The sequence below is a fragment of the Pseudomonas costantinii genome (assembly GCF_001870435.1).
GTDB classification, from domain to species: Bacteria; Pseudomonadota; Gammaproteobacteria; order Pseudomonadales; family Pseudomonadaceae; genus Aquipseudomonas; species Aquipseudomonas costantinii.
In genome coordinates this window covers 633,968-659,621 of record NZ_MDDR01000034.1, presented here as the reverse complement: position 1 = coordinate 659,621, position 25,654 = coordinate 633,968, and the positions used below count along the sequence as shown (strand labels likewise).

The following is a 25,654-nucleotide window of genomic DNA, read 5'->3' as shown; positions in this document are numbered from 1 at the left end:
ATGGACTCGGATTCATGGATTGTCCTGCATGTAAAGGTGTTGCCGTGGCAGAATTTTTATCGCATCTCAAACCAAAAAAAATATCCAGGTTGGGTTCAAGTGCAAGTCTTTCCTGCCTCGTGGCCATGGGTTTGGTGAGTTCCACGTCTGTGGTCGCCGCGCAGTTCAACCCGATGTTTCTCAAGGACAAGGGCGCCGAGGTGGATCTGCGCTATTTCGAGCAGTCTGGCGGTGTCGTTCCGGGTACTTATAGTGTTGATCTGTACTTGAATCAGCAACTCGAGCGGCGTCAGGAGATTACATTTCATGCCGACGAGGACGCAGAAAATGCCGATGCACAACCAATCCTGACGCTCGGTCTGTTGCGCCAACTCGGCGTTGACGTGGAGCGGTTGCAGCAAGAAGGAATCATCTCGGTGGATAGCACTGACAGTGACCCTGTCATGTTGCTGCGTATCGAGGGTGCGTCGGTGGAGTTCGATGTGGCCAAGCTGGCGCTATTCATCAGCATCCCTCAGGCCTACATCAAGCGCCGCGCCCGTGGCTATGTTGATCCATCGTTGTGGGACGACGGCATCAATGCGCTCTTCAGCAATTATCAACTGAACTACAACCGCAACACCGGCGGCGGTTCTAGCAGCGACTACGGCTACCTGGGCCTGCGCAACGGTGTGAACATCGGGCAGTGGCGTCTGCGCAACGAATCGTCGATCAGCCAGGGCACCGGGCTGACACGTACTTTTTCGAGCAATCGCACCTTCCTGGAGCATGACGTCACCAGCCTCAAGGGGCGTTTTGCGTTAGGTCAGCTTTATAGCAATGGTGATATTTTCGACAGCACCCGAATTCGTGGGTTTCAACTGGGTTCAGACATCGGCATGCTCCCTGACGATGAGGCGGGTTACGCGCCGGTGGTACGCGGTATCGCCGAGACCCATGCGACGGTCGAGGTCCGTCAGAACGGCTATGTGATTTACTCGACCTCGGTGTCGCCGGGCGCTTTCGAGATTCGCGACATTTATCCCGGTGGTTCCAATGGTGACCTCCAGATCACCATCATCGAATCGGACGGCCGCGAGCGTAAATACAGTCAGGCGTATTCCTATCTGCCAGTGATGACCCGTCGGGGCAACTTCCAGTACCACCTGTCGTTGGGCAAATACGATAACGAACGTTCCGTCTCGCCCAAGCTGTTACAGGCAACAGCGGTGTATGGCGCGACCGACAATCTCACCACCTACGGCGGCGTACTCGGCACTGAGGGTTACAAGGCACTGAACTTGGGTGTGGGCATCAACTCACCGATGGGCGGGATGTCGGTGGATGTGACCAACAGCCACTCGCGTCCAGATAAAGGTGAGGTGACCACGGGGCAGAGTGTGCGTTTTTTGTACTCGAAGACCCTGAGCAAGACTGACACTACCTTCACCATGGCGGGCTACCGCTATTCCACTTCAGGGTACCGAACCCTGAGCGAACACGTCGATGAGTTGGATCGGGAGAACGACCACACCAACAGGGGGCGGCCGAAAAATCGTCTCGATCTGAGCATCAACCAGAATGTGGGGTACGGCTCGCTATTTCTCAGTGGCGGTGAGACCAACTACTGGGATCGCACAGGCAACACCCGACGGGTGCAGTTTGGCTACAGCGGCAGCGTGGGTGATGTCAGCTATAGCGTGTCGGCCTCGCACACTCAAAGTGCAGGCAACTCGCGCGATTCGGATAACCAGTTAGCGTTTTCGGTAAGTGTGCCGTTTGGCCCGAGCAAGTTGTCGCAGCGATTCTACAGCAGTGTGACTACGGCAGGGAAAGGGCAGGATAGCTTGCAGGCCGGAGTGGCCGGCTACCTGGATGAGGCCAGCACGTTGTCGTATTCGGCTCAGGCTGGTCTGGAAGGTAGCGAGCGTTCCGGCGGCGTTGGTTTGGGCTGGGATGCCCCCTCATCCAAAGTCGCGGCGAATATTTCAGAGTCCGGTTCTTCGCGCCATATGGACATGACTGCTTCCGGCTCGGTGATCGCCCACAGCGACGGCATTACATTTGGCCAGCCGGTAGGCGAGACATTCGCACTTATCCAGATTCCAGGCGTGAAAGGTGCAGCGGTCGAAGGTTCCACGGCCCGCACCGATACCGCGGGTTATACGGTTGAGGGTTATGTACAGCCGTACCGCTACAACTGGTTGAATCTCGATACCCAAACACTGGGCAGTGATGTGGACGTTACCGAGACCTCGCAACGGGTGGTTCCGCGTCGCGGCTCGGTGGTCAAGGCTCGCTTTGAGGCTTCAAGCGGGCGTCGTGTGCAATTCGAACTGTTGCAAGCCAATGGCAAGAAACTGCCCTTTGGCGCTCAACTGTTTGATGAGGACAACACATTGCTGGCGGTGGTGGATAACCAATCCCGTGCACTGGTGTTTGGCATCAAGGATCACGGTCAACTGACCCTGAACTGGTCCAATCGTTCTTGCACGGTTCCTTACAAATTGCCTGAGCGTGATGTTTCTCTGGTGTATGACCAGGTGAAGGCAGCCTGTGGCGTTCAACTGGCTGCGGAGTAATGATATGAAATTGAAGATTTTTTCCTTGGTGGCGATTTACGCGGCCTTGGGTTCCAACGTGGCCTACGGGGATATAGGTACCTGCTCATGGGTCGGTAATGGCAGAGAAAAGCGGTTCATCGACGTAACCATACCAGGAACGTTTAACTTGAGTACCGGCCCAATCGGCTCGGTAATTGCCTCGTCACCTGCCATTGCGAGTGGATCTGACATATTCAGTTGTAGTGGAACCGAGTATAGGCACGAATATACGTTAGAAGGAGCGGAGCAGGCGGTAGTAGGTGGTCAAGTATACAAAACTGGCGTTGATGGTGTAGGTATCAGATTTGTACACGCCGACAACGGGGTCATACTGCCGTCCAGCTATGTAAGCAACAATACTTCTTCTCGATGGTCAACACCTAGGACTCTGCGAGCGGATTTTATCCGCACCTCTCGGGAAATTGCCTCTGGTGAAGTAAAGATGAATGTGACTAGCGAGCAAATCTTTAGTGGCTGGAACGCAAAGCAAATAAGGATCAAGGTTGACGCGAAAGTCCAGAGCCAAGCTTATTTCAGCGGTTGCACTGGTGTTGAAAAACTCAATGTCGCCTTGGGGCGTGTTTCGCTGGCCGGCGCAGACACTGCGCGGCAGAAGCCCTTTAATCTGGATGTGTTGTGTTCGGGGGCGGCGGCCGGTTCTAAAATCCCAGTAAAAGTCTATTTTGAGGGCGACTCAGATGGGCCGGGACGGTTGAATCTCGAACCCGGTGGTGCTCAAGGAGTTGAGATTTCGCTGCTGAACGATCGAAGTGTGAAGTTGCCTTTTTCCCAAGGCAGTGCTTTGGATATGACCTGGACGCGCAGTGAGCCGAAGGGGGAGGTCTATCGTCTGCCAGTCATTGCCGAGTATGCGAAGAAGGCTTCGCAGAAAGTCGTGCCGGGCAGGGCTAACGCCACGTTGAACTACATTCTTGAATACAACTGAAACAGCGTTCATAAATAAGGGGGAGCGGCTTTGCCAACTCCCCCTTTTTATTTCAACGTGCTGGACATAGGCACAAGTCCAGGTAGGGGTCGTGTATCCAGCTTTCAAAAGTATCGATCGACATCGGTCGGGCGCGCAAAAAACCTTGTCCTATCTGAACTCCCATCTCAAGCAATCGATCGCGCTGCGCCTCGGTTTCAATGCCTTCTACCACCAACTGCACACCCAACTCATTGGCCAAAGCCAGTGTATTGCGGATGACTGCACGGTAACGACCGGAATGCTCAAGAGACCGGGTGAACTCCCCGGCCAGTTTGATTTCACTGATGGGCACTTGGCACAGACGCAGGAGAGACGAATAGCCAGTACCGAAGTCGTCGATCGACAGGCGCGCACCCAACCCACCCAGGCGCTTGAGTTGTTGGATGCTGGCGCCAGAAACAGTATCGGGACCGTTCTCCGTGATCTCGAAGGTCAGTGTCGACAGCGGCAAGGGATGCTGGCGCAATCGTACCTCCAGGCGTTCGATAAGTGTGCCGCTCATCAACTGATCAGGGGAGAGGTTGAATGCCAGGCCCAGAAGAAGGCCTTGGCGATGAAGCTGGAGTTGATACGCTAGACTCTGCTCCATCAATTCGAACAGCAGTGCGTCGAGCCACTGTTCGTGCTCCATCAGCGGGATGAAGTTTGCCGGGCCAAGAACTCCGCGCAACGGATGTCGCCAACGTGCCAAAACTTCTACCGCACTGACCTGGCCAGTGCGCAAATCGAATTTTGGTTGCAAGTACGCGCGAAACTCTCGGCGTCGCAGACCCAGTTGCACATCATCGGCAATGGGCAGTCGGGATCGCTTTGTCAGTCCAATCAAGCGATCCAGAGGCCGAGGTGAAGCTTGTTTTCTCAGGGTATGGTGGCTCGACACGAGCGAGTGCAAAGGGCTGTTTGGCATGGCTGAAGCCTAAGTTCGAAGTTCCCCAAAGCTTATGTGAACCCACCTTGACACCACGAAGGACGCATCTTCGGTCCGTCCGAGTTTCCTCTGAAATTACACCCAGACATTTCTTGCCTTTGGCTTAACCGGTCACTCCGGTCTCAGTGACTGGTTGATGCTTTCCAGTGACTGAATCAAGGTGCTCAATGCTTCGAGTACGCCAACGGACATCACGCCTTCGGCGCACAAGTCTTCGATCTCGACACATTGGTCAAGTAGTGCTGAGTGATTGAGTAGGTACGCCGTACCTTTGAGCTTGTGTGCGATGCGTTTTACTTCCGGCAGGTCGTCTTTCGCCAATGCCTGTTGCAAGGCGGCACGCTCAACATCATTGCTCGCGATCATTTGCTCGGCCATGGCGGCGCGGATGTTGCTCATTGGCGTCGGCGCAATTTTGGCTTGTTGGTTGTCTGTGTCGCGCTTGGGGATCCAACGATTGAGGTCGACCAAGGTGATTGGTTTGGCCAGCGAATGATCCAGGCCTGAGGCCAATCCACGCTCAAGCACTTCGCGCTGGGCATCCGCGGTCAGCCCGATGATGAGGCAAGGCCGAACGCCTCTGGATTGCTCCAGACGGCGAATACTTTTTGTCATCTCGTGGCCGCTCATTTCCGGCATGTTGCAATCGGTGAGCACAATGTCGACCTCGTGCTCTTGCCACATCGCCAGGCCCTCTAGCCCATTGCTGGCCGTAATGGGGTGATGACCTAGATAGGCAATCTGCTGATACAACAGGTACTGACTCGGCAAGTGGTCTTCGACGATCAATACGGTCAACGGCGCATCGGCGACCTGATTTGCAAGCGATGCCGGGGCGGCTTTATCTACGCGGCTCTCAGCGCTGACGCGTTCAAGGACAACGCTAAATGTCATGCATGTGCCGACCTCTGATTCGCTTTCCACTTCCAGATGGCCACCCATCAACTCGCTCAGGGCCTGACAGATCGCCAAGCCCAGGCCCGCGCCGGCATTGGGATCGCTGACCGCGTTGTGCGTGACAAAGAACGGTTTGAATATCTGATCAATCTGCGCAGCCGGAATACCCGCACCGGTATCGCTGACGCCGATGTGAAAATGCAGGGCTGTCTCGCTCGCAGGACTTACCTTGCAATGAATATTGATACCACCTTGTTCGGTAAACTTTATCGCGTTACTCAAGAGATTGGAGAGGATCTGCTTGAACTTCAGGCCATCAACCCATACCTGTTCGGCAGCCAACGGATCAATCTCCATGCGTAAGTACAGTTGTTTCTGTCGAGCGAGACCCGAGAAAACGTTACTTGTCGACTCCAGCAACTCCTTGATCCGGGCAGGTTCCGGCACCAAGGTCAGCTTCTCGGATTCGATGCGCGAGATATCCAGGATGTCGCCGATCAAGGCCAACAAATTGGTCGCCGAGTAATAAGCGATATGCACGGACTGAGTATTAAGCTCGGCTTTGTTCTTGCGCGTGAGCACCAGCTCCAGCATGCCGATGATGGCATTGAGTGGAGTACGGATTTCGTGACTCATGGTGGCTAAGAACACCGATTTGCTACGGCTGGCCTTTTCGGCAGACTCTTTGGCCTCCTGCAATTCGTCGAGTAACAGTTGTCTTTGCTCCAGGTCACGCCGCTTACTCTGGATGCGGCGGCGCTGAATCATGATCAGCAGCCCGGCCACCAGTAGCAGCGCACCCAATAACTCAAAGGAACGCCAGATGTAAGATGCTATGCCCTCCCAGTACTTTTCATCGGTGGCAGAGTTTGCGCGCCAGCGTCCGATGATCTGCAAAAAGTCCCGAGGCGGGATTTCAGCCATGGCCTTGTCGAATATCGAGATCAGTTGAGTGTGATTTTCGGGGGCGGCGAACACGACATTCGCACTCGGGATATTGACGATGCCGCCGACCTTCAGGCTCGTCTCATATTTGTAGGACAGGTAGTACCGAGCGACGTTGGCGGGCGCCAGAACGAACTCCGCAGTACCTTCACGGACGAATTTGAAGGCCTCTCCCATGGTGTCGGTTTCCTCGATACTCACATGGGGATATTGCCGGGCGATGAGCGGAGATAACAGGTAGCCTTTCGCAACAGCGACTGTCGCGGTGCTTTCTTCATCAAGAAGTGTTTGATTGTCATTACGCATGACAAAAAGATAGGGCGCAGTGGCCAAGGACCGAGTGCGCAGATAGGGCAATGGGCCGTGGCTGACCTCTGTCAGAATGCCAAGATCTGCTTCGCCCTTGGCCAATAGGCTATCAACCTCGGCCAACGAGCTGACGCGGATGATCTTGAAGCGAATGTCGGACTTGCGGCGAATGATGTCCAGCAGATCCGAGGCAATCCCATTCAAATGGCCATGGCTGTTGAAAAAAGCGTATGGAGCCAGGTCCTCGCTGATCGCCAGTTTCACCATGCCAGTGTTATCTAGCCAGGTGCGCTCTGTGTCGGTGAGGCGTTTGCGAAAGCCACTTTCATCACAGCCCTCGAAATCGCCCCAGAGGTACTGAGCGCTAGCCATTTGGCAATGGCTGATTCCGCCCAATCCGCGTTCGAAGAGACCGGCAAGCAATCGGTTGTTTGCGGCAACGGCGAATCCGACTTTGACCTCTGGTAGCCGCGCGCTCTGGTTGACCTCCAATTGGTTGCTGAATAGCTGGCTAGATAGGTAGTAGGTGGAGAGTGTGTCGCCGAGGTAGACGTCGTTAGCGCCGGTCAACACTGAGGCCATAGCCGCTAGCGGCGAAGCGTACAAGGTAAAGATGCCTTGGCCGCCGTGACTCTTATACAGCGCGAGGGCAGTGCTGTTGGCGACGGCGATCCGCAAGTTAGGATCATGGATGCTGTACTCGTGAAGGTCGCCACCTTCAGCGAATAGGGCTAGTTCTGTAACAGCATAGGGTGGGGTCAGTTGCCCGCCGAAATCCTTGGTCTCCTGAGCCGTGGCGCTGGCCACCATATCGACGTGTCCCTGACGAAGGGCTTCATAGACGGCCTTATCCGAGTCGTACGGCCGCACTTTGACCGCAATTCCCAGCTCGCGCTGCATTGCTACCAGATAGTCCGCCGAGAGCCCTTCGAAGCTCTTTTGTTCAGTGAAGATACGGTATGGCGGCAGGGGATCTTGAGTTACGCCAACGATCAGCGTTTGCTTGTGTTCGAGCCAGGCCCGCTCTTTTGCGCGGAGCTGGATTTTTACGTTATTGATCGGTTGTCGCGCAGTGGGCTGCAGATCGCCCGTCTCGGCAGTGGCCTGCGTACAGCACCCGATTACCAGCAGTAAGAGGAGGGCGTTGAGTTGGGGAAATATTTTCTTCACGAAATCATCGTCAGATGAGGTTGTGCTGCTTGGCGATGTTGGCCAGATCGACCACGGAGGCAACGCTTAGCTTCATCAGAAGATTGACCTTATGGCCACTGACCGTCTTGCTGCTGAGGTTGAGCTTCGTTGCGATATCTCGGTTGGATAACCCTTCGGCCAACAGCTTGAGCACTTGCATTTCACGATCCGTCAGGTTTTCTAAATCACCCGATGGGCCAGGTGAAACGATTCCTGCGAACAGCGGCATGGCGTTCCTTGGAAAGAGCATGTAACCGTCGGCGATGGTTTCAATGGCTTTGATTAGTTGTGTAATGGGTTCGCTCTTACTGACAAATCCACTGGCCCCGGCTTGAAGACAGCGTGCAGCGAAGGTTTCTTTCATCTGAGAGGTGTAGACGAGCACTCGGGTATCGAGCTTTTCCCGGGAGATTCGCTTCAACACAGTCAACCCGTCCATTTTTTCAAGGCCGATGTCGAGAATCACCATGTTCGGCTTCAGGGACTCGATCATTTGCAGAGCATTGACGCCATCGGACGTCTCGCCCACCGCCTCGAATCCAATCGATTCAACGGCATGACGGATGGCCTGGCAGATCAACGGATGATCATCGACGATCAGTACTTTTTTACTCATAGGTCTTGGGTCACTTGGCACTAATGAAATTGAAGGGAGACCGGAGCCAAAAATGCGCCTTCGACTAACACGACTCTCAGCCAATGCGGCTGAGCAGGTTGAAATTATAGGGCATCTACAGCGTATTTCCTGTTGTTACGGCAGTCATTATTGCAGGTAAAAACCTTAGTAGGCACCAAGCTTTAAGCTGGTCGCTGGCATGAATATTCCTGCTTTTCAGCAAGAAATTTCCAGTTTGGGCAGATGTCAGCGAGTTCTCGAAAGCATCAGGAAAAGTCCAGTGAACAACAAGACTAATCTCGTAGAAAAGCCAATCTCCGGGCGATACGTTCCTGTCTTTTTTCAAGGAGCTGACAGTGCACAAGGAGAGGGGAAGGATTGTTGTACTTAGTAAAAACTCCAGTTCGCTGTTCGGGTATGCGAGCACCCTCAATAAACTGGGATACTACTCACTCAGCTTGTGCAACTACGTCAGGGAGGTCGTCGATTTGCTGGAGGCTGGAAAGCGTTTCGAATATCTGGTCTTCGATGCGTTTGAGCTGGGCATAGACGCGCGCCCTCTGCAGGAGATTGCCAGATACTGCGCCATATTCTCAATCATTGCGGTTGCTGACGTGAATTCCCGTCAGCGCCAAGGCTTGATCCTGTGGGCGAGAACCCATGAAATTCCGCTCAGGGGAGTGCTGCAAACGCCCCTTCGCCCGCCGGAGCTTCAAGAGTTGATTGGGGGGCAATCGCATTTGATCAATCCACACCACCTTTAAAAAACTGCATGGCATATTGCCTTGTTGCTGATTGGGTACAGGTGGCCCTATGAGACCTGTTCGCCGATTGAAGCCGCTCAAAGGCCTCAAGCGGTTAAAGCCTCTTAAACACCTACGGCGACTCGCACCTCTGCGACCGATGCTCAGCAATAATTGGTCGCAGCTTTCCGGGCAACAGTTTTTCTTGTGAGAAAAGGCCCCAGCCTAACGGCCTCCGGTTAGGGGGGCGTTAGGCTTACGCTTTTTGGGAGGAAGAAATTTCTCACCATGGTGTCAAAATGTATTGTTGAAATTCTGGGTTGCTTTAGAGGATAGAGCTGCAAGGTGTCAGAATGTTCACCCAGTGGCTCATTCGGAAAAGCAGTCTAGCGCCAGCTTTTGTTAGGCTGCTGGTGTCACAATATTTTGTTCGGCACCACCACTCGGTCTCCAGGCTTTTGCCGAAATGGAGCAGTTCGACGAAAGGAAGCGGCATCCATGCAAACCCCCTTTTCCCAGATCAGCGAGCGTTTGAACAATCGCCGATTTACGGTAGCGAATAACACCCAAGGGCTCTCCGGAACCGGCACGGTATTTCATTACCACGTCGAGGGCGATGCTATTTCGGGCACGTATCAAGGCGGTCGGATTCACTTGGGGCAGCAGGTCGGGCGCGTGACTGGCGCCAACACCATCGAGCTGCTTTATCAGTGCCTGACTACCGACGGTGAGCTGCTTGCCGGCTGGTCTCGCGGCACGGTAGGGGTTGATCACGCCGGGCGCACCACACTGACCTTCGTATGGGGTTGGTTGTCGGGTGCGAGCGGCGGTGGGGAGTCCAGCTACGTTGAACTCGCCGCATAGTGGTCAAAATGTCTGATTAGATGACATTCAATAAACCGCCTCTTGTCGTTTCTGTGGGGCGCCCATCCCTGCTTTCCCCCTAGAATGCCTCCCTGTGGATAACTCAGCCAGGGACGCCTTTACCATGAATATCGAACTGCTTATCGCCGGCATCGTCGTGCTGATCATCGTTGTGGGCCTGGTCGGCTGGATGGTGGGGGTTTACAACGGCTTGGTGATGCGGCGTAACGATGTGGATAAAGCCTTTGCCAACATCGATGTGCTGCTCAAGCAACGGGCCGACCAGATTCCGGACTTGATGCGCGTGGTGCAGACCGCCATGAACCATGAGAACGCACTGTTCACTCGCCTTAGCGACGCGCGTACTCAATACCTGAACGCCAGCAGCCTCAACGACAAAGTCGAGGCCTCCAACCAGCTCAATACGGCGCTCAAGTCGGTGATTGCGGTGGCGGAGAGTTACCCCACGTTGATCTCCGGGCCGAACATGGTCGCCTTGCAGCAAGCGATCTCGGCCGTGGAAGAGCGCATCGCCGACCGCCGCGAGTTCTTCAATGAGTCGGTGAACCTCTACAACATCGCCATCGCGGTTTTCCCCGACCTGTTCTTTGCGCGGATGCTCAGTTACCAGCGCATTCCGCTGTTGGCCATCAGCGCCGACGAAACCCGCTACGAAGGCGTAAAGCTTGAGGTGCCGGGCGCATGAAAACCACCCAGCCAGGCGTTGTGGAAAAAAAGCCAAAGTGGAAAACGGCGCTGGGGCTGGTGTCTCTCGCCGGATTTCTCGGCTTGTTGTTTTACGCCCCGAACATCCTGATCGCGCTGTTTTTCCCGATGTTCATTCTGGTTGCCCTGCTGACCAACTTAGGCCCCAACTTTTACAAGACCGAACAACGGCTGGCCACCAGCCAGATACGTTCGCTGGCGATGGGCCTGGTGGAAGTGCGCGGTAAGGTGATGGCCGACAAGACGATGTTGTCGCCGGTCAATGGCAAGCCGTGTGTGGGATATGTCTGGATCGTCGAGGACGGCAAGGAAGACAAGGACGGGAGCTGGAGTTGGAGCCGAGTGTCGAGCGAAGCGCGCAGCAATGACTTTCGGCTGCAGGATGCCACAGGTGAAATCAGCGTGATCGCTGAGGGCATCGACCTGTTCGGCAATAAAACCCCTGTCGATCATCAATCGATCAGCAACTCCCGCCGCCAGGGTGAGCTGCTGTTAACCCAGGACATGGACGTGATGCTGATCGGCGACGCCTGCGAGCGTAATGGCCAGACCGTGATCGCCATGGGCAAACAGCCCAAGGCGGTGTTCGGCCTGGCGCTGACCGAGGATGTGGAAAACCGCCGTGTGCTGGCGCCGCTGTGGCGCGCCGGCGGTTTTTATGGCGCTGTGGTGGCGATGCTGGGGGTTGGCGTGATGGCAATGACCCCGGCGCATTTTGCCCAACTGCATTTGCCGGGCCCCGAGACTTATCAACAGATGGAGCCACTGGGCCCGGTGTATCAGCTACTGGCCTGGCTGTACCGGGAGGGCGGTTTTCCGATTCCCTTCATGGCGGCGTTCGGCTTCATGCTGACGATCTTCGTGGTGTTGATATGGACCCGATTGCTCCTGCCCAAAGGCATGCGCCTGGCCGTAGGCCGCGTCCTCGGCGCGTGGATGGGGTTGGGCATGGTCATCGGCGGCGTGGTGACGCTGCTGTTGTTTGTCGCCCATGTGGATGCCTTGAAGCAGTTTTTGGTGTGGATGCTGATCCTGCTGGGCACCCTGGTGTTCTCGCTGTTTGAGCAACGAAAAATGGGCGCTGCCTACAGCCATTTTGCTAAGCGCGTGAGTAAAGACCGTTCCAGCGACGCAGACGCCTGATCAGGGCACAAACTCCACTTTCAACCCACGACTGGCGCTGCGCCCCTGATCATCGCTGACCCGTAGCCGGTACTCCCCCGACTTGCCTGGCCGCCAATTCAGGGTGGTTTGCGGCGGGCCTTGGCCGATCAGGGTTTGGTTGGCAAACCAATACAGCGTCGCCGCATCGCTGGCCGCGTTGGCGTTGAGTGGAATACTTTCCTGAGGTTGGGACAGGCGCAACTGATAGCTCACCCGGGTCAGCGGCGAGCGTATCTGCGGCGCTTCGCTCTGGTCGCTGATGCGGTTGGGTTGGCAATTTTTCATCACATTGGGCGGCGTGCGCCGGGGCAAACCGGCTGCACGATAAAGGCGCTGCACGTCGCTGGGCCAGAACTCGAAGACTTCTTCGCGGGTGTATTGCGCATCGAACGGCGGGCACGCGGCTTTGCCGGTGCGCGTGTCGATCAGCACCGGGCGGTGCAGGTTGGACACGCGAATCGGTGAGACGCCTGGGATGTACCAGGTCTTGCGGGTTTGCGGGCACCAGCGGTTGGGCAGCTCGCCGGAAGCAGCGCAGACATCGATGCGCACCAGTCCGGCAGGTGGCTTGTCAGGCTTGATCACCACGTTGGGCAAGGCCAGGGGCAGGGCGTCGGCGATGCGGAAGAACAACGGCGCGGCGGTCTTGGCGCCGATAAACGTCGGGTTCGGTCGGCCATCGAAGTTACCCACCCATACCACCAGCACGTAAGGGCCAACCAGGCCTGCGCTCCAGGCATCGTGAAAACCCCAGGAGGTGCCGGTTTTCCAGGCGGTGCGCCAGTGGCGGCCGGGTAAACCGTCGGGCCGCGGGTTGTGGCGCAGCATGTCGCGCACCATAAACGCGGCTTGCGGGGTTAACAGCGGCGCGCCGATGGTTTGTGGCTGTTCCTGTAAATAGCGCAACGGCCGCAAATGCCCATCACCCGCCAGCATCACATACAGGCGCGCCAGTTCCTCGGGTGTCATCTCGCCGCCGCCGAGGGCCAAGGCCAGGCCGTAGTGGCTTTCACCGCGCAGACCTTTGATTCCGGCACGTTGCAGCAATCCGTACAGCGAAGGCGAATGCACCTGGCTGGCTAGCCATACCGCCGGAATATTGCGACTACGGATCAATGCATCCCGCGCCGTCAGCGGCCCGATAAAACTGCCGTCGAAATTCTCCGGTTGGAAGTAGCCGAAATTACTCGGCATATCCCTGAGGATGCTCATGGGGTGGATCACCCCTTGGTCCAGCGCCAGCCCATACAGAAACGGCTTGAGCGTCGACCCCGGCGAGCGCCGCGACAACACACCGTTGACCTGGCCGTGTATGCCTGTGGATAAGTAGTCCGCCGAGCCCACCAAGGCCTTGACGCTCTGGTCGCGGCTGTCGATCAGAATGGCCGTGGCGTTTTCCACACCGGTGCTGCGCCGCTCGGCGATGAAGCCGGTGATCAGGCGTTCAAGCAATTGCTGCAGTGGCAGGTTGAGGGTGCTGTTCAACTCGTTACCGGTCTGGGACGCCAGCAGTTGTTCGCTCAGGTGTGGCGCCAGAAACGGGATCTGCTGGCGGTTGCGCGCTTCGAGGGGCAAATCCAGCAGGCTGTCGTTACGCGGGTCTTGTGGATAAGTTTCGCGCCAGTCGGCCATCAAGCGTAGCCGCGCATTTTGCAGCGATGGGCCAAAGCGTGCGCGTCGCCCCGGTTGTTGCGGAATCACCGCCAGCGCCAAGGCTTCGGACAACGACAACTGCGCCGCAGCCTTGCCAAAGTAGATGCGACTGGCCGCCTCGGCCCCTTCGATATTGCCGCCCATGGGCGCCAGGTTCAGGTACGCCTCAAGGATGTCGTGCTTGCTGTAACGGGCTTCCAGCCACAACGCCAAGGCCATCTGCTGCAACTTGCCCGGCACTTGGCGGGTGTTCAGGTCCCACAGTCGCCGCGCCAGTTGCATGCTCAAGGTCGAGCCACCCTGACGCTGGCCACCGCTGTAGGTAGCCATGGCCGCGCGCAGCAAGGCCGGGGGATTGATCCCCGGATGCCAGTAGAAGTTGCGGTCTTCCTTGAGCAGCAGCGCTTCGACCAGCGAAGACGACATGCGCTCCAGCGGTAGCCATATACGGTACTGGCCGTCATCCGCCAACGTCATACGCAGCAGCGAGCCGTCGTCGGCCAATACCACCCGTGACGAGGTCACGGCCTGTTCCAGCGGGGCGTGGGGCCACAGCCGCAACCCCGCCAGCCCCCCTACGAAGAGTACCGCCGCTGCCAGCAGCGGCGTCAGGCGTTTAAGGCTTGGTAATTTCAAGCTGGCCTACTTTGCCGCGCCCTTGCAGGGTGGTTTCGTACATACCCTCGGCGTAGGCCGGTGGCGTATTGAACGTTCCTGCGTTGGTGGCGCGTACGCGATAAACGAAGGTGCCCACATCGCGCAGTGCGGTGCCATACAACACCACTCGATCATCACGCACATCGACGTAGTCCGGCTGCCAGTTGCTCAACTCGGTTTCGCCGATCGGCGCTTGCCAGGCGTCAGCTTCTTCACTGTCTTCGCTGGTCTCTACGTCGCCGGAATCGTCGCCCTCAGCTTCGTCAGTGCTGGCAGCTTCCGGCTCTGGCGGCAAGTTATACACAGGCTCGACACCCCCCGGCAGTAGGTCGACCACGGCCACTTGTTGCACTTGGTCACGGTCGGTAGCCCGCAGGCGCAAGCGCACCAGGAACTCATCACCCACCGCCACCTTGCTCACCGGCTCACCTTTGAGGTCGAGGTACTCGTGGATGATTTCCAGGCCATTGTTGATCGGCTTGAGCTTGGCACCCTTATCGAAACCGGCTTCGCTGAGCATGTAGAACGCGGCCGGGCCGGCGGTTTTCTCCATCACCAGCTTCTGCGTGGCGCCCGGCACGGCGGCGCGCGGTGGCTGACCGGCCATCTCCAGCAATTGTTGCTGCTTGTCACCCAACCAGGCGGTGGCCTTGAGGGTCATGTCGCTCTGTGCACGCTGGCCGTAGTTGTCCAAGGCCCGCAGTAACAGCGCTGCCGACAGTGAGTTGTAGCGCTGTTCATTCAGGCGTTTGCCGAGTTTATCCAGTAGCGCCGCCGGCACATCGTCCAGCATCTCGGGGAAGTGGCGGGCCAGCAGGTGCAGGTGTTCGGCATCGTGCACCAACGGGTCGTAATACAGACCGTCGCTGTCCCACTTATCCACAAGCGAACGCCATGGAATCTTGCGGAACAGCGTATCGGCCTGGCGATCCTGCTTGAGCAGCTTGTAGCTGGCGGCCAGATAAGCGGCACCAATGTCGTTCTGCCAAGTGTCTTTGAAGTAACTCTCGTAGCGCTCGCGGATATCGCTCAAGGCGCCGCTCACCAGAATTCCCTGACGGCTCAGCAGGTAACTGGCGTAGGCACGGTTGCGCAATTCCGACAGGCCTTCGCTCGGGCCGTTGGCTAGGTCTGTCAGGTACGCGTTGGAGCGTACCAGCAGGTCTTCCGGCACCGGCAGCCCGCGCTCCTTGGCTTCGATCAGGAAGTCGGTGGCGTACAGGCTGGCATACGGCGCCACATCAGGGTTGGCCGCCCACAAACCGAAGCCACCGGCCTGGTTCTGACGTTGGCGCAGCATGCGCACCGCACTGCTGAAGGCTTGTTCGGCTTGCGGCGCGTTGCCGCCCCAGATCAACGCAGGCATGGCCTTGGACACCAGTTGCTCGGTGCAGGCGTAGCCGTAGTCATCCAAGTAATGTTTGAGGCCGTTGGCCCACACCAGCGGCGAGGCCGCAACGCCCAACTGCACGTCACGCAGTTGGCTGAACAGTTCGCGCGTGGGTTTCAGTTCTTTGCTGGCGCTGTCGAAACGCCCCAGGCTCAGGGCCACGCGGTGTTCGCTCAGTGGGCGGATCGAAGTGGTTTCCGCCACCTGGATACGCTTGCCATCCGGCAACACAGCGATAAAGCGCAGATCCGCCGAGCCGAGGGTTTCGCCGACCTTGATCTTGAACTCGGCGGTGCCTTCTTTGCGCGGTTGCAGCGATAAGGTGCTGCCTTTGTCGCCCTGCACATTCAGGCCGTCGCTGGTCTGCACTTCAAATTTCACGTCCGCCGCTGCGTCGAGGTTGCTGAATACCCCGGCACTTACGTTGAACACATCCCCCGGCGCGACAAAAGCCGGTACGTTTGGCGTGATCACAATCGGCCCGCGCACGTCGGTATTGGCCTCGCTCACACCCACGCTGTCGGCATCCACCGCCACCGCAAACAGGTGCAGCTTGCCGTTGAAGCTGTCGGGCACTTGGTAATGCAGTACCGTCTCTCCGACTGGCAGGTCCACCAGCCCAGACCACCAGGCCACCGGCGGCTGGTGTTTACGTTTGAATGGGTTGAGATGATTGGCCAGGGCACCTTCCGTATCGCCACCGGGTGCGGCCCCACTGAGCAGGCGGCTGAATTCCGGCAGGATCAAATCAAGAATCTGACTGGTGCCGACTTCCAACGCACGCTTCTGGAAGAAGAAGCCCAACGGGTCCGGCGTCTGGTAGCGCGCCACTTGCAGGATACCTTCGTCCACCGCATAGACCACCGCGCGGCCTGGGCGGTCGGCAGTGACCTTGATGTCCAGGGTTTGCCCCGGCTCGATCTTCGCCGGGCCTTCAACCTTCAGCGCCATGCGCCGCGCATCCAGGTTGATGCTGAACGGCACCACACCGTAGGACAGCGGGCTCATATACACCTCAGCCGAACCCATATCCCGCACAAACTGCACGTTGACGTAGGCATTGCCCTCAAGCCCCGCCGGCACGCGGATATGTTGCACGCTGTTGGTGCTGTCGGCCTTGAACCACTGCTGGGTGTAGACCTTGTCGCGCTCAATGGTGATCAAGCCGGCGCCGGTGTACGGCGCACGGATGCTGATCGCAATCTCATCACCGGTGGCATAGCTGCGTTTATCCAGGCGCAGTTGCAGCTCGGCGTTGCGTTCCAGGGAGCGCGAGGTGTTTCCGCGGCCTGCCACGCTGTAGTCGATCTGGTTGAGCAAGTTACCGTTGGCGTCTTTGAGTTGCAGGGTGAAATCACCCGGTGTACCCGTGTTCAGGGCCTGCTGGGCGCCGTCTTTAGTCATCACCAACGGCGAGGCCGGCTGGCTGATGTTCTTGATACGCGACTCGTACTTGTAGGTGCCGTTGGACTGTTTCACCAGCACCGACACGTAGCGGTGCTCGACCACTTCACTGGTCAGGCCGTCTACCGCCAACGGCGTAAGGTCCGGCGCGACGGCCAGCCATTGCACCTGGCGCGGGGCGTCCTTGGCGACGTACGACAGCGAATCCTGACTTTTCACACCCACCAGGTAGGGCGCGGACGACACCAACAGCGCACTTTGTGCTGCGACGTTACGGCCGCCCTCGGCCTCGAACACTTGGGTCATCACTTGCAGGCGATAGGTGCTGTTGGCGAAGCGTTGCAAGTTGAGGTCGAGCACGGCCTGGCCGTTGTCGTCGACGGTGGTTTCGGCCAAGTCTTCGGTGCTCGCCTCTTCCAGAGTGTCGTTGAGGCGGAAACGGTAATCGGGGTAGCGGTCGAACGCCGCGAGTGTCGGGCTCAGGGACATTTTGGCGGTGACGCGACGGCCGGCCGCTGGAGCGCCGAACAGATGCATCGCGGTGACTTTGGCCACCACTTGGTCCGGTGGAATCCAGCCCAACACGGGTGTGTCGTGCAGGCTCAGGCTGACCTTCATGCGGTCCGGCTCAAAGTCGCGGACCTTGAAGCTGACGCTTCCCAGATCGGTGCGGGTCTGTTTCTCGCCGATCAATTGCAATGTCGCGGTGTAATCCCCGGCGGGGGCGACTTCACTGCTCGGGAAATCAAAAGTTTCAAAACCGCTGGTGGACAGCTTCAGCGGTTGGCGAATCACTTCCAGGCCCCGTGGGTCGGTGATTTGCAGCTCCACCGGCAGGCCTTGCAGGGCACCTTTCCAATCGCCGCTGCGCACGATCATGCCCAGGTGCGCGGTCTCGCCTGGCCGGTACAGGCCACGGTCGGTGAACAGATAAGCGCTGAGGCGATTGATCGCACCGTCTTCTTCCAAGCCGCCTACATCAAAGCGCGACAAGTCCAACTGCTGGGACTGACGGGCAATCGGCAGGAACGATTGGTCGTTGCCGCGAGTGACCACATACATCAGCGGCGTTTTCTCACGGCGCAGTTCATCCAGCTTGGCGAAATGCGCGTGGCCTTCGGCATCGGTGCGGCCGCTGCTGACCGGCAAACCGTTACGACCAATGATGTCGACCTGCGCGTCGGACACCGGCGAACCGTTGCCGATGGACTGCACGTACACATCATGGCTGCCGTCACTGGAGCGTTTGGCGATGATGCCGAGGTCAGTCACCACGATAAAACGCAGGTCGCTGGTGCTGCTGCGCGAGTAGTCGAACGTGCGCTCGGCCGGGTCATCCTGAGGGCTGAGCTTGAGGACGAAAATGCCGCGCCGCCCGCCGTTGGCGGTGAGGTAGTGGCTGAGGTCGACGTTGTCGTAGACGGTTTTTGCCGGGTCGGCGGACGACAGCGGGATGTCCAGGGACTGGCGCTCAACCATACGGTCGAAGTATTCATTGCCGAAATTCGGCCGCGCGAAGCTGCCGCTGCTCTGGTCCACCAAGTGTTGCAACTGGTTGGGCAGCAGGCGGGCGATTTCCACATGGGCGCCGGGCACACCACGGGCCATGAAGCCCAGGCGTTTTTCGCCATTCAGGCTGAGCAACGCGCCGTCAGACAGGAACTGCAACGTGCGCGGATACGCCGGCATGCTGATCAGCGATGCAGTAGGATTTTTCGCCAGATAGCCGCCGATGGCTTCCAGATTGGCCGGTACCCGAACATAAAGGGCGCGACCGGCGGGGGCCTTGAATTTGAAGGCGTGCAGGGTGTTCAGCGGCTCGACGCTGGGCACGTGGGTCAGAGTTACCTTGGTGCTGCGGGCCAGCAGGGCGTCGTCGATGTCGTTGCTGTTATAGGGGCGCGTGTCGTCCTTGGCTTTTTCCGGTAGCAGCCAGGCCTGGACCTTGCCTGCGATGGTGTCATCGGCTACGGCGCTGGAACTGCTGAACATCAGCACCGGCTCGGGTTCGCCGCGTTCATTGTCGACAAAACTCACTTCGGCGCCGGTAAAGGTCAGGCGATAACGGCCGGGCACGGTAACTTCCGAGATCAGCGGGGCAGTGCTGGCGTTGCCGCCGTCGCGGGCCTTGATACCTTCGTCGAGCTTGGCGCTGACCGGGGTACTTTCCAGCGGGGTGGCCAGGGCGGCGGAACGTACGTACGCGTTGAGTTTTTTATCGTCAAACGTAATTTCCGGGCGGTTGGGCAACTGGGCGTCACGGTAGGCGAGGCCTTTGCCGAGGGTCACCGAGACGCGCTTGCGTAGGTTTTCCTCATCGACCGGGTGGGAAAAATGGAAGGTCGCTACCAGTTGCTTCAGCGTCGGGTTGGACGGGTCCTGGTACAGCTCGTTTTGCGCCAGGGTGGCGCGGAACGGTTGGGTGGAAAACTGACTGCTGTACTGGCTGAGCAGCACGCCGTCGGCCAGCAGGTCTTTCTTCGCCAGGTCGAGGGTGTAATGGGCGTCGATGGGCCAGTCTTTTTCCGGCACGAAAACCAGTGTGCGGTCATCTACCCAGCGCCAGGCGCCAGCCACGCCAGGTTTGAGGCTGATGCCTTCGGTGACCGGTTTGCCAATCGCCGCCAGCGGGGCCACGGACTCGGCGAAACGCACCTGCAAGTTATCCACAAGCGGTGTTTGTTGGGTGTAATCAGTCAGGTTCGGTTTGTGCAGCGAATAGCCGACGGTATGCGGCTGCGGCAGGTGGGAATACCACTGCCAACCGTAGAAGCCCGCAGCGGCCAGCAGCACCAGGCCCAACACCCCGGCACCGGCCTGGCGCGGATAAGCGCGCGCCTTACGGCCAAGGTTTGCCAGGCCATGGCCGATAGTCTGCAGCCAGAACGGCGGTTGCCATTGACCGAACACGACCCTCACCACAGTCAATAACGCACCGACAATACGGCGGCTGATCGCTTTCAACGAATCGAACATGGTGAGCATCCCTGGCTAAGTGCGGCGTATATTACACGCGTCTTTGATACAAAAGATGACCGTGATACGCCGATCGGCTCAGGCGTGTTGCACAAAGGTGAGGCGTACCGCAAAACCGATCAAAAGACTGCCAAACAACCACTGCTGCACGCGCTGCGCCGAGCGATTGCGCGCCAGCCAGTGGCCGATACGCGCACCGGCCAGGGCGTAGCAGCAATCGAACATAAAACCGAACGCTACCAGCACCGCGCCCAACAGTGCAAACTGCGCCGCCACCGGCCCGGCCTGCGGGTTGATGAACTGTGGCAGCAGCACCGAACAGAACAGCAGCGCCTTGGGGTTGAGCAGGTTTGTGAGCAGGCCACGCTGGAATGCCGCGCGCCAGGCATGGGCGGTTGTCGCAGTCGTGGTCGAGTCGAGGGCGGGCAGCATATTGGCGCGCAGGCACTGCACGCCCAGCCATAACAGATAGGCCGCGCCACCCAGGCGCACCACGTCAAACGTCCATGGTGCCACCTTGAACAAGGTCGCCAAGCCCATACCGGCCAGCGCCACGTGGCACGCCCGGGCCAGCCCCAGGCCAATCGCCGTGGTCAGCGCCAAGGCTTTGCCCTGGCGGGCGCCGGTTTGCAGCAGCAGGATCATGTCCGGCCCCGGCAACAGATACACCACCGAAAGGGCCATCAGAAATACCCAGAGTTCCGCCATGTTTCACCTCCTCAAATGTAGGCTAATTCTAGAGTTGAAGGGTGGGGCAGGTGCTTGCGTAGTCAGCCAGAAAAGCGTCTAGTCTTGGCACTGTCTGCCAATAATCACTACTGCGGCCATTCACTTATGCCAAACCTGAAACTCGATGCTTTTGACCGCAAGATTCTTGAAGCCCTGCAACGCGATGGTCGCCTGAGCAACGTGCAGCTCGCCGATGAGATCGGCCTGTCCGCTTCACCTTGCCTGAGGCGTGTGCGCCTGCTCGAAGAAGCCGGGGTGATTCGCGGCTACCATGCCACTCTCGACCGCGATGAAGTGGGCCTGGGGATGATGGTGTTTGTGGGCGTAAAGGTGGAGCGGCACAACGACACCGAGGCCAACGCCTTTCGCGAGGCCGTGATGGCGCTGCCGGAGGTGATCTCGGCATTTTTGGTGTCGGGGGAATCGGACTTTCTGTTGCAAGTGGTGGTGCCGGATTTGCGCGGGTATGAGCGGTTTGTCACCGGCAGTCTGTTGAAGCTGCCGGGCGTGAGGGATGTCCGCAGTAATTTCGCGATCCAGACCGTGAAAACCCCAGGGGCGTTGCCGCTGGGGCATTTGCCGGGTTGAGGACTTTAAAACACTGCAAAACCCATGTGGGAGCGGGCTTGCTCGCGAAAGCGGTAGTTGATCGTTCCCACGCTCTGCGTGGGAATGCCGCCCTGGACGCTCCGCGTCCCGAAGTCGCCGGGCAGTTAAGGTCCTGCGCCAAGTGACGCAGAGCGTCACAGGATGCATTCCCACGCAGAGCGTGGGAACGATCGGCAAAAGCAGGTTGGGGGCCTCCCTCAAACCATAGAGTCTCCCACAGGGTTACTGCGGACTCATGCAGTCCAGTGAACGGTCCACCATGACCTTGGCCATCTCCATCAAGTAGCCGGCGGCTTTGGGCGAATCACTTAACCCTTCGGCGCAGTGGAGCAGGTCTGAGGCGTAAGCCAGGGCGTCTTCAAGACTGAGGTCGGGGTGGGGGGTGAAAAAGTGGTGGGGCGGATCAGGTTTTACTTTGCTCATTGCGGTAACTCCAATGTAGGTAATTGGAGCCGACAGCCATCGCTGCTAAACAATGGGTGGCAGCTGTACGCAGGTTAGCAGGCCGGAACATTGGGAACCCGGCGCACCCGAAGGTGCCCTGCGCACAGCCACCATAAAGCGTTGGAAGAAAAAAACGCCATGCTAGAGATGGCGCTTGTGCGCCCAATGTTGAACGTTCGAGCTGCTAAACCCGGTCACTGAGTTGGCAGTGACGAACGCAGACTAGCCACCGAAAAGGCAGGGCACAAGCGGCTGGGATTCTCTCGGAAATGTCCTGCGAAACAAAGGGACGGGGCAGGTAGGAGCGGCAGTTTCAGACTTTGCCCACTCTCGACATTGCCCCGAATCACTGTGGGAGCTGGCTTGCCTGCGATAGCGTCGGCACAGCAGCATTTATGTCAGCTGACACTCCGTCATGGATCGTTCCCACGCTCTGCGTGGGAATGCCGCCCTGGACGCTCCGCGTCCTCCCTTGAGGTCGTGACGCAGAGCGTCACAGGATGCATTCCCACGCGGAGCATGGGAACGATCGGCGTGAGGATTCAGGTCCACCAATACCGCACGAGGTGGAAGAAAATCGGCGCGGCAAAACACACCGAATCCAATCGATCCAGCATGCCGCCGTGGCCTTCGATCATATGCCCCCAGTCCTTTACGCCGCGGTCGCGCTTGATCGCCGACATCACGATGCCGCCGGCAAAGCCAAGCAGGTTGATCAACAGTGCGATCAAGAACGACTGCCATGGGTTGAACGGTGTGGTCCACCACAGCGCCGCGCCGATCAGGGATGAGAGCAAAATGCCGCCGACAAAGCCTTCCACGGTTTTGGACGGCGACAGGTTGGGCGCGATTTTGTGCTTGCCGAACAGCTTGCCGCACACGTACTGCAGCACGTCCGACAGTTGCACCACGATCACCAGGTAGGCGATCAGCAGGAGGTTACGACCTTCGTAACCGGGGATCTCGAGGGTGAGCAGGGCGGGCACGAAGGATACGCAGAACACTGCGATCATCAGGCCCCATTGCACTTTCGACGCGCGTTCCAGGAAGTGCGTGCTGTCGCCGCCGAGGGAGGCGAGGATCGGCAGCAGCAGGAACACGTACACCGGGATGAAGATCGAGAACAGCCCGTACCAGTCGGAGTAGATCAGCAGGTATTGCAGCGGTAACGCCAAATAGAACGCGGCCACCAGGGCCGGGTAGTCGCTGCGGCGGGTGGGAGTGAGGGTGAGAAATTCGCGCAGGGCGTAGAACGACACCGCGTAGAACAGCAGGATCACAGCGCCAGTGCCGAGCCAGAAGGCGATACCGATGACCACCACCATTACCCACCAGGCGTTGATGCGGGCGTTGAGGTTGTCGATGACCGCATTCGGCGTGCCGTGGGTGCGCAACTTGAGGATCAGGCCGATCAGCGAGGCGAGCACCAGGATCGCGCCGATGCCGCCGAACAACATCAGGGTTTGGCTATCCATGTCAGGAATGCTCCGGGGCAAGGGCGAGCAGGGCGTCGCGGGTGCGGGCAAGGAACACTGCTTTGTCTTCGCCTTCTTCCTGTTGCAGCGGTGCGCCGAAGCTGGTGGTGCACAGTAAAGGCAGCGGCAGCACGCGGCCCTTGGGCATGACCCGGTTGAGGTTGGCGATCCACACGGGGATCAACTCAGCCTGTGGGTAACTTTTCGCCAGGTGATAAAGGCCGCTTTTGAAGGGCAGCAGGCCGTCTTCCAGATTGCGCGTGCCTTCGGGAAAGATGATCAGCGAGTCGCCGGCTTCCAAGGCAGCGAGCATCGGCTGCAAGGGGTTATCCACAGGGTCCTTGCGCTCGCGGTCGATCAGCACGCCGTTGAATACGCGGTTGATGATGTAGCGGCGCAGGGCGCTGGTGTTCCAGTAGTCGCTGCCGGCCACTGGGCGTGTGAATTTGCGCAGGTTCTGCGGCAACGAGGCCCACAGCAACACGAAGTCGCCGTGGCTGCTGTGATTGGCGAAGTAGATGCGTTGCACCGGCACTGGCGCGCAACCCAGCCACAGGCTGCGGGCGCCAGTGACGGTGCGGGCCATGGAGGTAATCAGCGTGGCGACCACGGGTTCGAACATGGGAATTCCTTATCCGGCGAAAGGTAGCCAAGGGCTGGCGAGGATTACGGCCAGGGTCAGCAGTGCTTGCGCGCCCAAAAGCCAGGCTTGCTTGCGCAGCAATTTGAGGGCGCCGCGACGGCGCTCAGTCCAGGGCCGGCCGATGCGCTTGGCCGATTGCAGGCCGAGGGTTAGCAGGGCCTGGTCGAGGTCTGGGGTGCGCTCGGTGTCTCTGGCCAGCAGGGCGAACAGATCGGCATCGAAAGCCACGCGCAGCGCCCAGTACTTTTGCAGCAGCCCGAGGACAATCATCCACAGGGCGAGTAACAGGCAGATCGTCGAGATACTGGCCATCAGCAGCTGCGCCAGGCCGAACAAAAAGCCGAGCAGCGTCAGGCCTGTGGATAACTGATCCAGCGAACGGCCACGGCGCAGCAGGCTGGCGACGACCTGAAGTTCCATATCAGCGGGCATGGGGCAAACCCTCCAAAGCTTCACGGTGAGCGGGATGCAGGACCACGCTGGCCCGCGCTGTACGAATAATAGCCAGCGCCTCATCGACCGTGGCTGCGCGCCCGCTGTGCAGTAGCCAGGCGGCGACGGCGGTGGCGCTGCGTGAGTAACCGAGGGCGCAGCACACTAGCAAGGGGCCGGTTGAGCGCAGGCGCTCGATGGCTTGCGCGGCTTGCAGGCATTCGGCGGGCGTAGGCGCGATCAAGTCCAGCACGGGGATGCATTGATAGGCGCGCCCCTGTGGATTAATCGGCAGTTCGGCGCAGAGATCGACGATGGCCGTGAAAGAGCCTTGCTCGCTAGCCGCAGGAATTCGGCCAAGCCAAACGTTATCCACAATCAGATCCGGTTGTGGGTGTTTGCGTGTCCACAGGCGCGAGTTGATCCATGCGGCCGCCAGGTACGGCGCGTATAGCCAGCGTGCGGCGGGGGTTAGTCGGCCATCGGCGCGTTTCTGGAAGCCCGAAGCACCGAGCACGAAGTAATTGGCCTTGATCAAACCCAGGGAAACCGCCGGCCCAAGTATCCACAGCCAGCCGCCGCCCATTACAAACGCCAGGATAACCAAGGCTAAGGCGCCCAGCCCGTAGCGCGCGCCGATCCGCCAGCGCTTGGTATCTCGCGTCAACCGGGCATTCAACAGCGGGCTCGGATGTTCCACTGGCCACAGCCACACGCACAGCCAACCGGCGAGGGCGCCTGTGGGTAAGTCGATAAAGTGATGTTGATAAGTGGTCAGCACCGAAATGCCGATCAAGGCGAACCAGCCATGCACCACCCACCGCCAAAAGCCTTGGGTATGGCGTTGGTACATGACCCACAGGATCACCAGCAGTGCTATATGCAGCGACGGCGCCTGGTTGAACGGCTTGTCGAAGCCCGCCAGTACTGCAAACAGCCAGCCGAATACGCCGTCCAGCTCCGGCCGCTCGAAGGTGAAGCGCAGCGGCCAGATCAGGAAACAGCTCACGGCAATAACCTGCGCACTCAGCAGGCGCAGCGCATGTTGTTTCAGCTCATGACGGGTATTGGGCAGCAGCAGGGAGAACCCGTAAAGCAGGTCGATGGACCAGTAGGGCACGATGGTCCAGGCCAGGAATGGCATATGGGTTTCCCAGCCGAATACCAGCGTGCCGACGTCGCTGCGCTGGCTGGTGACCCAGGTGGCGAAGCCGTAGGTGCTGAAAAACAGCGGCGCCAACAGCAGCAGCCATAGGACCGCAGGCTTTAACAGGCCGGGTTCGCGCATA

General features: G+C 58.7%; 19 protein-coding genes. 8 read left to right on the top strand and 11 right to left on the bottom strand.

Features of this window, described 5'->3' with window-relative positions:
- Positions 1–125: 125 nt before the first annotated feature.
- Positions 126–2,561, top strand: a complete 2,436-nt coding sequence (locus tag BFL40_RS18475) for a fimbria/pilus outer membrane usher protein (RefSeq protein WP_139213511.1) — start codon at positions 126–128, stop codon at positions 2,559–2,561.
- A gap of 4 nt (positions 2,562–2,565) precedes the next feature.
- Positions 2,566–3,528 (top strand): fimbrial protein, encoded by a 963-nt coding sequence (locus BFL40_RS18470; RefSeq protein ID WP_071485322.1) that lies wholly within the window; start codon positions 2,566–2,568, stop codon positions 3,526–3,528.
- Between the two features lie 52 nt (positions 3,529–3,580).
- Here the strand turns inward: BFL40_RS18470 and BFL40_RS18465 are convergent, their stop codons facing one another.
- From BFL40_RS18465 to BFL40_RS18455, 3 genes are all read right to left on the bottom strand, one after another.
- Positions 3,581–4,477, bottom strand: coding sequence for an EAL domain-containing protein (locus tag BFL40_RS18465; RefSeq protein WP_071485321.1), 897 nt, complete (start codon positions 4,475–4,477; stop codon positions 3,581–3,583).
- A 132-nt stretch (positions 4,478–4,609) separates the two neighbouring features.
- Positions 4,610–7,819, bottom strand: a complete 3,210-nt coding sequence (locus tag BFL40_RS18460) for an ATP-binding protein (protein ID WP_235864702.1) — start codon at positions 7,817–7,819, stop codon at positions 4,610–4,612.
- A gap of 10 nt (positions 7,820–7,829) precedes the next feature.
- Positions 7,830–8,456 (bottom strand): response regulator, encoded by a 627-nt coding sequence (locus BFL40_RS18455; protein ID WP_071485320.1) that lies wholly within the window; start codon positions 8,454–8,456, stop codon positions 7,830–7,832.
- A 356-nt stretch (positions 8,457–8,812) separates the two neighbouring features.
- Here BFL40_RS18455 and BFL40_RS18450 point away from each other — a divergent pair, with 356 nt between their 5' ends.
- From BFL40_RS18450 to BFL40_RS18435, 5 genes are all read left to right on the top strand, one after another.
- Positions 8,813–9,220: a hypothetical protein gene (locus BFL40_RS18450; protein ID WP_071485319.1), complete on the top strand. Its 408-nt coding sequence runs from the start codon at positions 8,813–8,815 to the stop codon at positions 9,218–9,220.
- Positions 9,221–9,269: 49 nt separating this feature from the next.
- Entirely contained in the window at positions 9,270–9,410 is a 141-nt protein-coding gene (locus BFL40_RS34460; RefSeq protein ID WP_369679256.1) for a 4-fold beta flower protein, read from the top strand.
- Positions 9,411–9,697: 287 nt separating this feature from the next.
- Positions 9,698–10,063: an avidin-fold protein gene (locus BFL40_RS18445; protein ID WP_071485318.1), complete on the top strand. Its 366-nt coding sequence runs from the start codon at positions 9,698–9,700 to the stop codon at positions 10,061–10,063.
- A gap of 124 nt (positions 10,064–10,187) precedes the next feature.
- Positions 10,188–10,769 (top strand): LemA family protein, encoded by a 582-nt coding sequence (locus BFL40_RS18440; RefSeq protein WP_071485317.1) that lies wholly within the window; start codon positions 10,188–10,190, stop codon positions 10,767–10,769.
- Entirely contained in the window at positions 10,766–11,932 is a 1,167-nt protein-coding gene (locus BFL40_RS18435; RefSeq protein WP_071485316.1) for a hypothetical protein, read from the top strand. The genes BFL40_RS18440 and BFL40_RS18435 overlap by 4 nt, the downstream gene beginning before the upstream one ends.
- On the opposite strand, the gene pbpC is transcribed toward BFL40_RS18435, so the two are convergent.
- From pbpC to BFL40_RS18420, 3 genes are all read right to left on the bottom strand, one after another.
- On the bottom strand, positions 11,933–14,242 hold the full coding sequence (gene pbpC / locus BFL40_RS18430) for a penicillin-binding protein 1C (protein ID WP_071485315.1): 2,310 nt from the start codon (positions 14,240–14,242) through the stop codon (positions 11,933–11,935).
- Positions 14,223–20,033 carry an alpha-2-macroglobulin gene (locus tag BFL40_RS18425; RefSeq protein ID WP_071485314.1) on the bottom strand — a complete coding sequence of 1,937 codons (5,811 nt, stop codon included), beginning with the start codon at positions 20,031–20,033 and terminating at the stop codon, positions 14,223–14,225. The genes pbpC and BFL40_RS18425 overlap by 20 nt, the downstream gene beginning before the upstream one ends.
- 78 nt (positions 20,034–20,111) lie before the next feature.
- Positions 20,112–20,741, bottom strand: coding sequence for a LysE family translocator (locus BFL40_RS18420; protein ID WP_071485313.1), 630 nt, complete (start codon positions 20,739–20,741; stop codon positions 20,112–20,114).
- Positions 20,742–20,876: 135 nt separating this feature from the next.
- Here BFL40_RS18420 and BFL40_RS18415 point away from each other — a divergent pair, with 135 nt between their 5' ends.
- Positions 20,877–21,350, top strand: coding sequence for an Lrp/AsnC family transcriptional regulator (locus tag BFL40_RS18415; protein ID WP_071485357.1), 474 nt, complete (start codon positions 20,877–20,879; stop codon positions 21,348–21,350).
- Between the two features lie 243 nt (positions 21,351–21,593).
- Here BFL40_RS18415 and BFL40_RS18410 read toward each other — a convergent pair whose 3' ends face one another.
- The 5 genes from BFL40_RS18410 to BFL40_RS18390 form a co-directional block, all read right to left on the bottom strand.
- Complete coding sequence (locus BFL40_RS18410; protein ID WP_071485312.1) at positions 21,594–21,794, bottom strand: DUF3077 domain-containing protein; 201 nt, start codon at positions 21,792–21,794, stop codon at positions 21,594–21,596.
- A 563-nt stretch (positions 21,795–22,357) separates the two neighbouring features.
- On the bottom strand, positions 22,358–23,290 hold the full coding sequence (locus BFL40_RS18405) for a phosphatidate cytidylyltransferase (protein ID WP_071485311.1): 933 nt from the start codon (positions 23,288–23,290) through the stop codon (positions 22,358–22,360).
- A gap of 1 nt (position 23,291) precedes the next feature.
- Positions 23,292–23,912, bottom strand: a complete 621-nt coding sequence (locus tag BFL40_RS18400) for a lysophospholipid acyltransferase family protein (protein WP_071485310.1) — start codon at positions 23,910–23,912, stop codon at positions 23,292–23,294.
- 9 nt (positions 23,913–23,921) lie between these two features.
- Positions 23,922–24,365, bottom strand: coding sequence for a hypothetical protein (locus BFL40_RS18395; RefSeq protein ID WP_071485309.1), 444 nt, complete (start codon positions 24,363–24,365; stop codon positions 23,922–23,924).
- On the bottom strand, positions 24,355–25,653 hold the full coding sequence (locus BFL40_RS18390) for a phosphatase PAP2/dual specificity phosphatase family protein (protein WP_071485308.1): 1,299 nt from the start codon (positions 25,651–25,653) through the stop codon (positions 24,355–24,357). Before BFL40_RS18390 ends, BFL40_RS18395 begins: the two co-directional genes overlap by 11 nt.
- Between the last annotated feature and the right edge of the window lies 1 nt (position 25,654).

What these genes read in the sequence shown, in the direction of transcription:
- BFL40_RS18475 (WP_139213511.1), top strand. Translation starts at nt 126, where the DNA reads ATGGGTTTGGTGAGTTCCACGTCTGTGGTCGCCGCGCAGTTCAACCCG.
- BFL40_RS18405 (WP_071485311.1), bottom strand. Translation starts at nt 23,290, where the DNA reads ATGGATAGCCAAACCCTGATGTTGTTCGGCGGCATCGGCGCGATCCTG.
- BFL40_RS18410 (WP_071485312.1), bottom strand. Translation starts at nt 21,794, where the DNA reads ATGAGCAAAGTAAAACCTGATCCGCCCCACCACTTTTTCACCCCCCAC.
- BFL40_RS18390 (WP_071485308.1), bottom strand. Translation starts at nt 25,653, where the DNA reads ATGCGCGAACCCGGCCTGTTAAAGCCTGCGGTCCTATGGCTGCTGCTG.
- BFL40_RS18445 (WP_071485318.1), top strand. Translation starts at nt 9,698, where the DNA reads ATGCAAACCCCCTTTTCCCAGATCAGCGAGCGTTTGAACAATCGCCGA.
- BFL40_RS18465 (WP_071485321.1), bottom strand. Translation starts at nt 4,477, where the DNA reads ATGCCAAACAGCCCTTTGCACTCGCTCGTGTCGAGCCACCATACCCTG.
- BFL40_RS18395 (WP_071485309.1), bottom strand. Translation starts at nt 24,365, where the DNA reads ATGCCCGCTGATATGGAACTTCAGGTCGTCGCCAGCCTGCTGCGCCGT.
- BFL40_RS18435 (WP_071485316.1), top strand. Translation starts at nt 10,766, where the DNA reads ATGAAAACCACCCAGCCAGGCGTTGTGGAAAAAAAGCCAAAGTGGAAA.
- BFL40_RS18440 (WP_071485317.1), top strand. Translation starts at nt 10,188, where the DNA reads ATGAATATCGAACTGCTTATCGCCGGCATCGTCGTGCTGATCATCGTT.
- BFL40_RS18425 (WP_071485314.1), bottom strand. Translation starts at nt 20,033, where the DNA reads ATGTTCGATTCGTTGAAAGCGATCAGCCGCCGTATTGTCGGTGCGTTA.
- BFL40_RS18470 (WP_071485322.1), top strand. Translation starts at nt 2,566, where the DNA reads ATGAAATTGAAGATTTTTTCCTTGGTGGCGATTTACGCGGCCTTGGGT.
- BFL40_RS18420 (WP_071485313.1), bottom strand. Translation starts at nt 20,741, where the DNA reads ATGGCGGAACTCTGGGTATTTCTGATGGCCCTTTCGGTGGTGTATCTG.
- BFL40_RS18400 (WP_071485310.1), bottom strand. Translation starts at nt 23,912, where the DNA reads ATGTTCGAACCCGTGGTCGCCACGCTGATTACCTCCATGGCCCGCACC.
- BFL40_RS34460 (WP_369679256.1), top strand. Translation starts at nt 9,270, where the DNA reads ATGAGACCTGTTCGCCGATTGAAGCCGCTCAAAGGCCTCAAGCGGTTA.
- BFL40_RS18455 (WP_071485320.1), bottom strand. Translation starts at nt 8,456, where the DNA reads ATGAGTAAAAAAGTACTGATCGTCGATGATCATCCGTTGATCTGCCAG.